Origin of the sequence: Streptomyces sp. SID13031, from assembly GCF_010548305.1 — a bacterium.
GTDB lineage: Bacteria > Actinomycetota > Actinomycetes > Propionibacteriales > Kribbellaceae > Kribbella.
The window spans coordinates 48475-61443 of record NZ_JAAGLV010000028.1; the positions used below are offsets into that span (position 1 = coordinate 48475).

Consider the following 12969-nt stretch of genomic DNA (forward strand, 5'->3'; position numbering starts at 1 on the left):
TGTGCGAGCCGTGATCGTCGAAGTCCCTGGCTACCGCCTGGCGGAGCCGCTGGGTGCGGGTGCGACAGGGGTGGTGTACGAGGCGAGCCGACTGGCCGACGGGCAGGCCGTCGCGGTCAAACTGGTGCATCCCGAGCTGGTCGACCCGCAGTACCGTGACCGGCTTGGCCGGGAGGCGCGACTGGCCGCTGCCGTCGTCCACCCCGGGGTGGTCCGGGTCCACGAGGTGGGCGGGGAAGGCGACCGGGCCTGGCTGGTGATGGACAGGCTCAGCGGCCCGGATCTCCAGCGCCTGCTGGACGACGACGGTCCGCTGTCGTCCGATCGAGCGGTCGAAGTGATGACGCAGGTGGCCGAGGCGGTCGACGCGCTGCATCGCGCGGGCGTCATCCATCGGGACCTGAAGCCGGCCAACATCATCCTCGACGGCGACCGGCCGATGGTCGCGGACTTCGGCGTCGCCCGGCAGTTGGTCAGCCTGGAGACGAGCACCGGTATGGACCTCAGTGGCGGCGTGGGCTGGCTGCAGAGCGGCTCGCCCTCCGGCCCGTCGCTCGGGGCGATCGCCGGAACCGTTGCCTACATGGCGCCTGAGCAATGGCGTGGCGACCCGACCTCGGCCGCGTCCGACGTCTACGCGCTCGGCGGGACGCTCTTCACCCTGCTCACCGGCGAGCGCCCCTTCAACCGCAGGACCTTGCCCGAGCTCGCGTACGCGGTCGCGATCCTGCCCCCGCCGATGCCGAGCCTGTACGGCGTACCGGCTGCCTTCGATGAGGTGGTGCGTCGAGCGATGGCCAAGGGACCGGCGGAGCGGTATCCGAGTGCATTGGCGTTCGGTGAGGCTCTCCAGGCTGCCCTCACGGATGCGCCGGCCAAGGTCAGCCGGGTACGCCGTCGGCGGGTTGCGTTGTGGGCCGCGATCGCAGTGCCGGTCGTGGCGGCCGGTGGGGTCGGCGCGACCGTGCTCGCCCAAGGCCATGAGGAGCCGGTGGGCAAGCTGACGGTCTGCGCGCAGGACGCGACGGTGCGGGATGCGCCGCGCAGCAAGACGGTGATCGCGAAGGTCTACCGAGGCGACGAGGTGACCCCGATCGCCCAGCGCGACGGCGATTCCTGGGTGCACGTCAAGCTCCCGGACGGCCGGACCGGCTGGGCGCTGACCGACTTCGTCCGGCACCAGTGCTAAGTCAACCCGCGGTTGACATTCACTGATCGTCAACCTAGCGTTGACGACATGACTCCTGGACCCGATCTTCAGCAACTCATCGACACGATCCGCGAAGACGCCGGCACCGACGACGTCCTCGATCAGCTCGGCACCGCCGCGAGCACGATCAGCGAACTGACCAGCACCAGCGACGCCGCCCTCGGGTACTTCGTCGACCGCGCCCGCGGCGCCGGCAAGTCGTGGGTCGAGATCAGCGCCGTGCTCGGCGTGAGCAAGCAGGCCGCGCACAAACGCTTCGCCGACTCCTGGACGGCCGCGGCGGTTCTCGAGCGGTACACCCCGCGCACCAAGGCGGTGCTGGCCGCCGCGAAGGAGGTCGCGCGCGGCCTGAACCACCCGTTCCTCGGCACCGAACACCTGCTGCTGGCGATCTTCAGCCAGCCGGAGGCCCTCGCTACCCGAGTCCTCGTCGCTCATGGCATCACCGAGGAAGCGGTCGCCGCGGCCGTCGCTCCGCTGAGCCCGGCGAAGGGTGCTTCGAAGGACGTCGAGGCGGCGCTGTCGGCCGAGAACCCGCCGTACACGCGCAAGGCGGCGCATGTGCTGCAGGGCGCGGTCGCCGAAGCGCTCGTCCTGGGCCACAACTACGTCGGTACCGAGCACCTGCTACTCGCCTTCTACCGCGACTCGGCTAGCGTCGCGACCGAGGTCCTGACCAGTCTCGGGCTGGACGAATCCGCTGCCAAGACGTCGATCCAGGCTGTCCTCGAGGAGCTGACCAAGGCCAGGTAGATGGCCGGGTGACCCCCCTCGGCTAATTGGCGCCGGCGACCTTGAAGGTCTGGTCGACGAAGATGTGGTGCGGCCAGTTGACGCCGATGTAGTGAACCTCGTACTCGCCGCTGCTCAACTGCACCACCCGGTCGACGACGCCGCCCGGGTAGGCGGCCAGTGCGGCTTCGGTCGCCTTGTCCGCCGTCGTTCCGCTGACGATGGTCCCCTCGCCCTCGGTGTAGTTCGCCGGGATCTGACCGTCCTGCTTCGCCGCGCTCTGCGCACCACGCTGGAAGGGCACCACCCCTGCGGCCGTGGATGCCGCGGCTCCTCCGCCGTCGGACGACTGCACGACGACCTGCGTGGCGGTGATCGTGGTTCCACTGGTCGTACCGAGCGCGAGGACGGTTGTCCCGTTGGTGATGGCGCTCGCGGAGGTCGCGCTCGTCCCGTTCAGGTACTTCGTCGACGACGTCGCGGTGACGGTCACCTTCTGGGCTGCGGAGGTCGTCATGGTGAAGCCCGAGGTGGTCACGCTGTCGACCGTGCCGATCGCTCCACCCGCGGCCGCCGCCGACCGGGCGTTGCTTCCCTCACCACCGGCCGTGCCGCCGCCGGGTCCGGGACGCTCCGCCGTCGACGACGATGACGGGGCAGGGTCCGTTGCCGAGGTCGACGAGGTGGAGCAACCGGCGACCAGCCCGGCTGCCGCAACCATCGCGCCGACGGCGATCCACTGACGTTTTCTGCTCATGAGGGCACTCACTCCTGCTGGGTTGGACGGCTAATACTTCCGAGCGTGCCCCGCGTTCTTGTGAGGTTCCTCCTAGCGGCCTGGGAGCGCGCTGTGACCGAGAGTGCTCGCTGCGGGATCAGCCGGAGTACGAGATAAGGCGTGTGGTCTGTGGGGTGAGCGAGCTAACGTCTTCAGGGTGACCAGTGCACCTGTTGAGCTTCCCCGTAAGGCCGGCGAGCTGCGCGCCGCCGGATTCGTCCCCCGTCCGGTCAAGGCCGAGATCCGCGACAACCTGCTCAAGGAACTGCGCGCCGGGCGCAACCCCTGGCCCGGCATCGTCGGCTTCTCCCGTACGGTGATTCCCCAGCTCGAACGCGCCCTGCTCGCCGGGCACGACGTAGTACTCCTCGGTGAGCGAGGACAAGGCAAGACCCGGCTGCTCCGCACCCTGATCGGTCTGCTCGACGAGTGGACCCCCGTGATCGAAGGCGCCGAGCTGCCCGAGCACCCGCTCGACCCGATCACGCCCGCGTCCAAGCGCCGCGCGGCCGAGCTCGGCGACGACCTGCCGGTCGCCTGGCTGCACCGCAGCCTCCGGTACGCCGAGAAGCTCGCCACCCCCGACACCTCGGTGGGTGACCTGATCGGCGACGTCGACCCGGTCAAGGTCGCCGAGGGCCGCAGTCTGGGTGACCCCGAGACGATCCACTTCGGACTCGTCCCGCGCGCGCATCGTGGCATCGTCGCGATCAACGAGCTGCCCGACCTGGCCGAGCGGATCCAGGTCGCGCTGCTCAACGTGATGGAGGAGCGCGACATCCAGGTCCGCGGGTACACGCTGCGCCTCCCGCTCGATGTGTTGCTGGTGGCAACGGCCAACCCCGAGGACTACACCAACCGGGGCCGGATCATCACCCCGCTGAAGGACCGCTTCGGCGCCGAGGTCCGGACCCACTACCCGCTCGACATCGATGCCGAGGTGGACGTCGTCCGGCAGGAGAGCCACCTCACCGCCGAGGTGGGCGAGCCGCTGCTGGAGGTGCTCGCGCGCTTCGTGCGGCACCTGCGCGAGTCGACCGCGATCGACCAGCGCTCGGGTGTCTCCGCGCGCTTCGCGGTCGCTGCGGCCGAGACGGTTGCGGCGGCAGCGCTGCGCCGGTCGGCGATCACCGGCGAGGAGCCGGCCGTCGCCCGCCCGATCGACCTCGAGGCTGTTCCCGCCGTACTGCGGGGAAAGCTGGAGTTCGAGCCGGGTGAGGAAGGGCGCGAGACCGAGCTGCTCGAGTACCTCCTGCGCAGGTCCGTTGCGGACACCGCCCGCGAGCGGTTCGCCGGGCTCGACCTGACCCCGCTCGCGGATGCCGTTGCCCAAGGCCACCTTGTGACCACGGGCGAGCGGATCCCCGGCCGCGACGTACTGTCGGCTCTCCCCGAGCTGCCCGTACTTCACGACGTAGCGGCAAGAGCAGGCGTCAACCCCGACGACTCACCCGGCCGAATCGCCGCCGCGGTGGAGCTCGCGTTGGAAGCCCTCTACTTATCCAAGCGATTGGCCAAGGACGCGGACGACGACACCACGGTCTACGGAGTCTGATATGTCCGTACTACCGGAAGGCTGGTCGTACGGGCCGTGGCACGACGGTCCTGACCCGCTCGCCCCGCCGGTGGATCTGCGGGACGCGCTGGACGAGCTCGGCCGCGACGTGATGGGCGGCTCGTCCCCGAGGTCCGCGCTGGAGGAGTTGCTCCGGCGTGGGACTCGCAACACCCAAGGGCTCGATGATCTGACCCGCAGGTTGTGGGAGCGGCGCCGCGAGATCCAGCAGCGGCACAACCTCGACGGCACCTTGCGTGACGTGCAGCGGTTGCTGGACGAAGCGCTCGAGGCCGAGCGGCATGACCTGTTCCCCAACCCGTCCGACGATGCTCGGTTCCGTGAGATGCAGCTCGATGCGCTTCCGTCCGGGACGGCGTCGGCGGTCCGGGAGTTGGCGAACTACGACTGGCAGTCGAGTGAGGCCAGGCAGAAGTACGAGGAGATTCGCGAGTTACTTGGTCGCGAGCTGCTCGGGTCGCGCTTCGAGGGCATGAAGGAGGCGATGCAGAACACGACGCCCGAGGACGTCGAGCGGATCAACGAGATGCTGTCCGATCTCAACGCGCTGCTCGCCGCCCACGCGCAGGGGCATCCGCAGATCGATCAGCTCTTCAGCGAGTTCATGGCCAAGCACGGCGAGTTCTTCCCGGAGAATCCGCGCAATGTCGACGAGCTGATCGACGTACTGGCTGCTCGTGCGGCCGCCGCGCAGCGGATGCTCAACTCGATGACGCCGGAGCAGCGGGCCGAGCTCGCCCAGCTCTCGCAGCAGGCGTTCGGCAATCCGCAGCTGTCCCAGCAGCTGGCGAATCTCGATGTTCAGTTGCAGGCGCTCAGGCCGGGCGAGGACTGGTCCGGCTCCGAGCGGATGAGCGGTGACGATCCGCTCGGGTTGGCCGAGGGCGCCCGGGCGATGTCCGATCTCGCGGAGCTGGATGCGCTGGCCGAGCAGTTGGCCCAGTCGTATCCGGGGGCGCGGCTGGAGGACATCGACCTCGACGCGCTGACCCGGCAGCTCGGCGACGAGGCGACGGTCGACGCGCGCCGGTTGTCGGAGCTCGAGCGGGAGCTGCGCAACCAGGGTCTGCTGGAGCGCACGCCTGACGGCACGTTGCAACTGTCCCCGAAGGCGTTGCGGCAACTCGGCCAGACGGCGCTTTCCGACGTACTGCGAACTGCCCGTGGCCAGTCCGGCGAGCGGGATGCGGCGTCGGCGGGTGCGGCCGGCGAGCTGAGCGGGTCGACAAGGCCCTGGCAATTCGGCGACACCCAGTCGTGGGACGTCTCGCGCACTGTGCGGAACGCAGTACTGCGGACTGCCGGTGCCGGCCGTGATGGCTCGGTCCGGCTGGACGTGGCCGATGTCGAGATCGCCGAGACCGAGCATCGAGCCCGGGCCGCCGTCGCGTTGCTGGTCGACACGTCGTGGTCGATGGTGCAGGAGGGCCGCTGGCTGCCGATGAAGCGGACGGCACTCGCCTTACACCAGCTGATCTCGACGCGCTACCGCAACGACGCCCTCCAACTGATCACCTTCGGCCGGTACGCCGGGGTGGTGGAGCTCCCGCAGCTCATCGGGATGGAAGGCACCTGGGAGCAGGGCACCAACGCGCACCACGCGCTCCTGCTCGCCGGCCGGCACCTGCGGCGTCACCCAGACGCCCAGCCGGTGGTGTTGATGGTGACAGATGGCGAGCCGACGGCACACCTCGAACCGGACGGCACGGCCGAGTTCGACTACCCACCCCGACCAGCGACGCTACGCAAAACGATCTTCGAGGTCGACCGCCTGGCCAAGCTCGGCGCGACGGTCTCGATCTTCCGCCTCGGCGACGACCCCCGCCTGAACCAGTTCGTCGACCTGCTGGCCCGCCGCAGCGGCGGCCGAGTACTGGCCCCCGACGCAGACGGCCTAGGCGCAGCCGTCGTCGGCGACTACCTGAGAACCCGCCGCCGGCTCTGATCGCGGAGCTCAAGCAGTACGGCGTGGGCCTCTGGAGATCGAGGTCTCGCGTCGGCAGCCAACTGAGACGACTAGGCCGGAATCAGGTAGACGACAGGTTCACCCCAGACAGCCCGGCTCACCTGATCGCAGTTGCTGTTGCCGGCGACCGGGATCACCTCCAGGCGCATCTCCAAGGCTTTGTTCAGCTGCAGGTCGACCTTGCGGCTGGTGCCCTTGCCAAGGGTGATCGGCGCCTGAACCTCCTTGTTGTCGAGGTAGATCCGGAACTGCACCTTGAGATCCGGAGCTGACGGATCACTGATGCCGATGGTCGCCACGAAGCGGTTGTAGTGTCTGGACAGCTGATAGCGCTGTGCCTTCTTGCCGTAGCAGCGGCCGGCGCTGGTCGTCGCGCTGTCCGCGTAGGTCACGCCGTTCACTTCGGCCACCTCCTGCTGGAAGAAGCTCCCTCCGGCCTCGATGTCGTTGATGTTTGCTGTTTGCCCCGCCGCCGGCGGCCCACTCGGCGGCGGCCCACTCGACGACGGACCACCGCTGGGACCGACCGTCTCGGTGATGGTCGGCCCGAGGGCAGTGGTCGTCACGGACGCCGTGCTCGTTGCTGTCACCGTCATCGTGGGCGGCGCCGGGTTCAACGACTCCGGCAGTTGGCCAGACTGGCCGAGCATGATGGTGACCAGTGCGCTGGCAATCACCGTCACCAACGGCCCTACTCCCGCCACCAGAGCAGGATGGCGAAGCCATCCGCGAGCAGCCTTCTCCTCCTGTGGCGCAGGCCCCGCCTCGTCTACCTCACCTTTGCTCATCTGTTCCCCCTCAAGGCGACTGTAGCGATCACCTCACCGTCGTGCGGGGAACTTGGTGTGGCGCGGATGAATCGTCCTGGGCCTTCTCCGGCTCGTCGGCAAATCCTCAGCAAAGCGACTGTCTGTCCTGCGTTGTCAATGGGGTAAGGGTTTTCCGGGCATCGGTATGTGGGCAGCATCACCGTCTCAACGTGAGACCAGTGGTCAACTGGACTGGTTTTCGGGCTTACCCTGAAAGGACGCCCTCGCCATCGGAGTCGTCGGGCCAGCGGTCACCAAGCCGCGACCAGTCGCTGTCAACACCTCGGGCCCACACCTCAGGGAGTCACCGTGTCGAAACTCGTCTACGACTTCGCCGAAGGCAACAAGTCGATGAAGGAACTGCTCGGTGGCAAGGGAGCCAACCTCGCCGAGATGACGAATCTGGGCCTGCCGGTCCCGCCCGGATTCACCATCACCGCCGACGCCTGCAAGGTCTTCCTGGCCACCGGTTCGGTGCCGCCCGAGCTCGCCGACGAGATCGACCATCACGTCGCCGCGCTGGAGCAGAAGATGGGCAAGAAGCTCGGCCAGGCCGACGACCCGCTGCTCGTCTCGGTCCGCTCCGGTGCCGCGGTGTCGATGCCCGGGATGATGGAGACGGTGCTCAACGTCGGCCTGAACGACGACTCGGTGAACGGTCTCGCGCACCACTCCGGCAACCCGCGGTTCGCCTGGGACGCCTATCGCCGGCTGATCCAGATGTTCGGCAAGACCGTGCTCGGGATGGAGGGCGACGTCTTCGAGGACGCGATCGAGGCGGCCAAACAGGCCAAGGGGACCAAGAACGACCTCGATCTGGACGCCGACGACCTGAAGGCGCTCGTCGACAACTTCAAGGCGGCCGTCAAGCAGCACACCGGCCGGGAGTTCCCGCAGGACCCGCGCGAGCAGCTGGACCTCGCGACCGAGGCGGTCTTCGGCTCCTGGAACTCCGAGCGCGCCATCCTGTACCGCCGCCAGGAGCGGATCGCCACCGACCTCGGTACGGCGGTGAGCATCTGCTCGATGGTGTTCGGCAACCTCGGGATGGACTCCGGGACCGGCGTCGCGTTCACCCGCGACCCGTCCAGCGGGCAGCCCGGCGTCTACGGCGACTACCTCCAGAACGCACAGGGCGAGGACGTCGTCGCGGGGATCCGCAACACCGTCCCGCTGGCCGATCTCGAGCAGATCGACAAGGCGTCGTACGACGCCCTGATGGCGATCATGGCCAAGCTCGAAGGGCACTACCGCGATCTGTGCGATATCGAGTTCACCGTCGAGCGCGGCAAGCTGTGGATGCTGCAGACGCGGGTCGGCAAGCGGACGGCGGCGGCAGCGTTCAGGATCGCGACCAGCCTGGTCGACGAGGGCGTGATCGACACCGACGAGGCGCTGCGCCGGGTGAAGGGTGCGCAGTTGGCGCAGCTGATGTTCCCGCGATTCGACGGCGACGCGGCGACAGACCTGGTCACCAAGGCGATCGGCGCCTCCCCGGGTGCCGCGTCCGGCAAGGTCGTTTTCACCTCGGCCGCAGCGGTCAAGGCCGCTGACGCCGGCGAGAAGGTCATCCTGGTCCGCCGGGAGACGAACCCTGATGACTTGCACGGCATGATCGCCGCCCAGGGCGTGCTGACCAGCCGCGGTGGCAAGACGTCGCACGCGGCGGTAGTTGCCCGAGGCATGGGAAAGACGTGTGTCTGTGGCGCCGAGGACCTCGAGGTCGACGTCGCGGCGCGCACGATCAAGATCAAGGGCAGGACGCTCGTCGAGGGCGATGTGATCTCGATCGACGGCACCACCGGCGAGGTCTTCCTCGGCGAGGTCCCGGTCGTAGCGTCGCCTGTCGTCCAGTACTTCGAGGGGGCGCTCGCGGCCGATGCCGGCGACGAGCTGGTCGCCGCCGTGGACCGGCTGATCACGCATGCCGACGAGATCCGGCGACTCGACGTCCGGACGAATGCCGACACCGGTGACGACGCCGCCCGGGCTCGCCGGTTCGGCGCCCAGGGCATCGGCCTTTGCCGGACCGAGCACATGTTCCTGGGGGAGCGCCGGGAGGCCGTCGAGCGGCTGATCCTGGCCGACTCGGCGGAGGAGAGTGACGCGGCGCTCGCAGTACTGGAGCCCTTGCAGCGTAAGGACTTCCTGGAGTTGCTGGGCGCGATGGACGGGCTGCCGGTGACGATCCGGTTGATCGACCCGCCGCTGCACGAGTTCCTGCCGCCGCTGACGGATCTGGCCGTCAAGGTCGCGCTCGCCAAGGAGCGTGGCGAGGATCCGGGGCGCGACGCCGTCCTGCTCACCGCGGTCGAGCGGCTGCACGAGCAGAACCCGATGCTCGGGCTGCGAGGCGTCCGGCTCGGCCTGGTGATCCCGGGCCTGTTCAAGATGCAGGTGCGCGCGATCGCTTCCGCTGCCGCCGAGCTGAAGAAGGCCGGCAAGGACCCGCAGCCGGAGATCATGATCCCGCTGGTCGGCGCGGTCCAGGAGTTGCAGTTCACCCGTGACGAGGTCGAGGCGGTGCTGGCCGAGGTCGCCGAGTCCGAGGGCGTGGAGTGGTCGACGCCGATCGGCACCATGATCGAGCTGCCCCGGGCCGCGGTGACGGCGGAGCAGATCGCCGAGGCGGCCGAGTTCTTCTCCTTCGGCACGAACGACCTGACCCAGATGACGTGGGGCTTCAGCCGCGACGACGTGGAGGGCTCGTTCTTCTCGAAGTACCTGGAGAAGGGCATCTTCGCGGTCTCGCCGTTCGAGTCGATCGACCGCGAAGGCGTCGGCGCGCTGGTCCGGATGGGCGCCGAGCGCGGCCGCTCCACCCGCCCCGACCTGAAGCTCGGCGTCTGCGGCGAGCACGGCGGCGACCCGGACAGCATCCACTTCTTCCACGAGGTGGGCCTCGACTACGTCTCCTGCTCGCCCTTCCGCATCCCGGTAGCCCGTCTCGAAGCGGGCCGCGCCGCCCTGGACTGACCTCCGACCACCGCACCACGATGTGTCAGAGGATGACTGCAGCTAGTCACACCTTTGAACGGGGACATCGTGGTGCGGTGGAAGCGTCTGTTGGTCAGCGATCGCGGCCGGGAAACCAGCTGGTGCGTGCTGCTCGTCGCGATCCTGGTGTTGCTCGTGGTCGGCGGTGTGCGGTTCTACCGTGAGTACGCCGCAGTTTCCGACTCCGGCGCGCCGCTCGACGACAGAGGCAGTGCCTACCTGTACTTCGACCAGCCGGGTGTAGCCGCCACCCTCGACGTCACCGTGCGGGACACCACCCTGGACTTCCAGCTCCAGGTCGACAAGTCGTCTGCCGGGTCCGCGGTCGGCTATCACCTTGTACTGACCGGGAACGCTGTCTACGCAGCCCACGGCGCCGTCGCGGACGGCTGCCCGGGCGACGCGGTTCGCAGTACAGGCAAGGTCCGGTGCCAGGTGGCGAGGCTCGATCCGGCGATGACGTCGGCGGCGCCCGAGCTGCCAATGGAAGCCAGCGTGGTGAGCGGGCAACTCGTCCGCACCGGGGACGCGTTGCAGACGACCATCGGCATCGACACCGGGCGGGACTTCTCGAGCGTCGACGGGAAGCGGATCTACTTCGGCCTGCCGGCCATCGGTACCAGCTACCTGCCGGCCGCGGATCGACGCGAGGTGAGCTTCCCGCTGACCGGCGCGAAGGTGCTCGTCCCGGAGCGCCTCACCCTCAGCATCGACTACGGCGAACTCCCGGTGACGAATCGCGCCGAGAACGTCAGCCCGGAACCACTCGTCGCCGGCACCCTGTTCTGGTACGAGGAAGACGTCTCGGCGATCAAGGGAAGAGGGTCGCTGGTCAATTCGCTGACCGAGGACAGCGAGCAGCGAACCCTCTTCCTGGTAGGCCTTTACGTCGGCCTCGCAACCGCCTTTCTCCCGTTGCTACTGCCCGCCCTCTGGCGCTCGGGTCGACGGCTCAGGGCCGGGCTTTCCCGAAGTACATGAGCTCCCACAGGGCGTCGTCGACATAGCTCTCGGCCAGGCTCTCGCCCTCGTAGCGCTCGATTCGTACTTCGCCGACGAAGCGCAGATAGGCGCCGTCGAACCCGGAGATCATCGCGGCAAGCTTCTTCGGTCCCTTGAGCCCGTCGACGAACTTCACTGTCGACAGGTCCGAGTGGCGCGTGTAGGTGACGACATAGCGCTCGTCGCCGTCGGTGTAGGTGTAGCGGGTGAGGTTGGCGACCGGCTTGCCGGTCTCGGTGTCGGTGTAGGGAGCCAGCTGCTCGAAGGTCACCTTGTTCTTGTCGTCGGCGATGAGCTTGCCGTCGCGGGCCAGCATGAAGACGGGCAGGGTGGAGTAGCCGTACTGCTTCTCCGCGGTGATGTAGGAGGCGATCACCGAGTACGGTCCGGCCGAGCCGCGAGCCCAGTACCAGTGGTGCATGAGCTTCAGCATCAGCGTGTTGCCCCAGTTGTGGTCGTGGTACCCCACGCCCGTGGTCGTGCTGGTCTTCCCGTCGATGCTGTACGTCGCCTCGACGCGACCCTCCGGTACGGACGGAAGCCAGGCGAAGATCTGCTCGCCCTCGTCGCCGAAGAGCCAGTGCCCGGACTCGGGTCGCCAGGCGGGCACGGTCCCGGTCAGCGTCACGTCGACCTCGACGCCCTCGGCCTTGGCGTGAATCGTGTACGTGTGCAGGTCGCCGGAGAAGACGTTCTCGCCGATCCGCACGTCGCAGGTCTCCGTGGCGGCGGTGAAGGCCCCGGCGTCGAACTCGGCCAGTTTCTCCACTGTGGTGCCGTCGGGCAGGGTGAGGTCGATCCGGATCATCGGGGCGAGCGGCCCGCCGATATTGGTGAACTCCTTGGTGAAGAAGACCACGACCAGCTTGGCGCCGTCGTCCAGGTGCGCGTCGAAGTACCACCATTCGTAGCTGCCCGGACCGCCGTCGGTGCGTAGCCCGTCCTCGTGCGGCTTGATCGCGCCGGGCTCGATCCCGAACCGGGCGTAGTCCTCGGGGGTGTTGCCCATCCTGGCGGGGGTGGTGTGCTCGCGTGCCATGGTCCGTCTCCTTGAGGGGTCTCTTGCCAGGGGTGTAGGTTTAATTACCAGCCGTCTATTTATCTCCAGCATGCGCCGACCGCCCGGTTTCGGCAAGCGAGGTCGTGGAAGGAACGGTGTGATGGTGCAGACACGAGGGCGTGGCCGCCCGCGCGCAGGTGAGGAACTCGACGTCGGCCAGCTGCTGCAGGGAGCTCTCGAGGCGTTCGCGGAGAAGGGGTACGACGGGACGTCCGTCCGCGAATTGAGCCGGCGGCTCGGCGTCAGCCATGCGTTGCTCACTGCACGGTTCAACTCCAAGGAGGGGCTCTGGTTCGCGGCGATGGACCATGCCCTCGCCGCGATGAGCGAATCCTGGCGGCGGCTCGCCGACGACCCCGGGCTCGACGACCTCGAGGCGCTGCGACAGGCGGTCGTCTCCCAGTTGATTTTCTCGGCGGCGCATCCGGAGGTACTTCGGATCATGAGCCACGAAGGCGCGACCGACAGCCCACGGATCCGCTACGTCGTCGACCATTTCATCACCCCGCTGCGCCCGCTGGTCGAGCAGCGGATCGACCGCCTGGTCGCGGCGGGCCGGATCCGGCGGGTCCCCTACGAGACCCTCCACTACCTCGTGGTCATCGGCGGAGGCGCCCGCTACGCCAGCCCGGTGGAGACCCAACTGCTCGGCGGTACCGCGGAGCACGGCGAGGAGGACATCCGCAGACACGCGGAGACAGTGGCCGACGTGATCGTCAGAGGTCTTGCCGGCTAGCTTTCGGCCCTCACCCCACCGGTAACGACCGCCGAACACCTCGATCTGCTCAATTCATATATTCAGGTCACCGGGCCTTGACTTCGCCCTGCCGTGACCGACC

At 68.2% G+C, this 12969-nt stretch carries 10 protein-coding genes; 7 read left to right on the top strand and 3 right to left on the bottom strand.

Annotation, left to right across the window (positions count from 1 at the left end):
- Positions 1-10: 10 nt before the first annotated feature.
- Positions 11-1189 carry a serine/threonine protein kinase gene (locus G3I17_RS36900; RefSeq protein ID WP_164603603.1) on the top strand — a complete coding sequence of 393 codons (1179 nt, stop codon included), beginning with the start codon at positions 11-13 and terminating at the stop codon, positions 1187-1189.
- Between the two features lie 48 nt (positions 1190-1237).
- Complete coding sequence (locus G3I17_RS36905) at positions 1238-1963, top strand: Clp protease N-terminal domain-containing protein (RefSeq protein ID WP_164603605.1); 726 nt, start codon at positions 1238-1240, stop codon at positions 1961-1963.
- A gap of 22 nt (positions 1964-1985) precedes the next feature.
- Here the strand turns inward: G3I17_RS36905 and G3I17_RS36910 are convergent, their stop codons facing one another.
- Positions 1986-2699 (bottom strand): hypothetical protein, encoded by a 714-nt coding sequence (locus tag G3I17_RS36910; RefSeq protein WP_164603607.1) that lies wholly within the window; start codon positions 2697-2699, stop codon positions 1986-1988.
- A gap of 178 nt (positions 2700-2877) precedes the next feature.
- Between G3I17_RS36910 and G3I17_RS41395 the strand changes: the two genes are divergently transcribed.
- Entirely contained in the window at positions 2878-4275 is a 1398-nt protein-coding gene (locus tag G3I17_RS41395) for an ATP-binding protein (protein WP_164603610.1), read from the top strand.
- Position 4276: 1 nt separating this feature from the next.
- Positions 4277-6241 (top strand): VWA domain-containing protein, encoded by a 1965-nt coding sequence (locus G3I17_RS36920; RefSeq protein WP_164603612.1) that lies wholly within the window; start codon positions 4277-4279, stop codon positions 6239-6241.
- A 71-nt stretch (positions 6242-6312) separates the two neighbouring features.
- Here G3I17_RS36920 and G3I17_RS36925 read toward each other — a convergent pair whose 3' ends face one another.
- Positions 6313-7050 (bottom strand): NPCBM/NEW2 domain-containing protein, encoded by a 738-nt coding sequence (locus G3I17_RS36925; RefSeq protein ID WP_164603614.1) that lies wholly within the window; start codon positions 7048-7050, stop codon positions 6313-6315.
- A gap of 330 nt (positions 7051-7380) precedes the next feature.
- Here G3I17_RS36925 and ppdK point away from each other — a divergent pair, with 330 nt between their 5' ends.
- Complete coding sequence (ppdK, locus tag G3I17_RS36930) at positions 7381-10047, top strand: pyruvate, phosphate dikinase (RefSeq protein WP_164603615.1); 2667 nt, start codon at positions 7381-7383, stop codon at positions 10045-10047.
- Between the two features lie 72 nt (positions 10048-10119).
- Complete coding sequence (locus tag G3I17_RS36935) at positions 10120-11049, top strand: hypothetical protein (RefSeq protein ID WP_164603617.1); 930 nt, start codon at positions 10120-10122, stop codon at positions 11047-11049.
- On the opposite strand, the gene G3I17_RS36940 is transcribed toward G3I17_RS36935, so the two are convergent.
- The gene (locus G3I17_RS36940; protein ID WP_164603619.1) at positions 11021-12109 is read right to left on the bottom strand and encodes a lipocalin-like domain-containing protein; all 1089 of its coding nucleotides are present in this window, start codon (positions 12107-12109) and stop codon (positions 11021-11023) included. The genes G3I17_RS36935 and G3I17_RS36940 overlap by 29 nt on opposite strands.
- 121 nt (positions 12110-12230) lie before the next feature.
- Here G3I17_RS36940 and G3I17_RS36945 point away from each other — a divergent pair, with 121 nt between their 5' ends.
- Complete coding sequence (locus tag G3I17_RS36945; protein ID WP_164603621.1) at positions 12231-12866, top strand: TetR/AcrR family transcriptional regulator; 636 nt, start codon at positions 12231-12233, stop codon at positions 12864-12866.
- Positions 12867-12969 lie beyond the last annotated feature (103 nt).

Coding starts and splice junctions, on each gene's coding strand:
- G3I17_RS36940 (WP_164603619.1), bottom strand. CDS start 12,109: ATGGCACGCGAGCACACCACCCCCGCCAGGATGGGCAACACCCCCGAG.
- G3I17_RS36945 (WP_164603621.1), top strand. CDS start 12,231: ATGGTGCAGACACGAGGGCGTGGCCGCCCGCGCGCAGGTGAGGAACTC.
- G3I17_RS36920 (WP_164603612.1), top strand. CDS start 4,277: ATGTCCGTACTACCGGAAGGCTGGTCGTACGGGCCGTGGCACGACGGT.
- G3I17_RS36905 (WP_164603605.1), top strand. CDS start 1,238: ATGACTCCTGGACCCGATCTTCAGCAACTCATCGACACGATCCGCGAA.
- G3I17_RS36925 (WP_164603614.1), bottom strand. CDS start 7,050: ATGAGCAAAGGTGAGGTAGACGAGGCGGGGCCTGCGCCACAGGAGGAG.
- G3I17_RS36910 (WP_164603607.1), bottom strand. CDS start 2,699: ATGAGCAGAAAACGTCAGTGGATCGCCGTCGGCGCGATGGTTGCGGCA.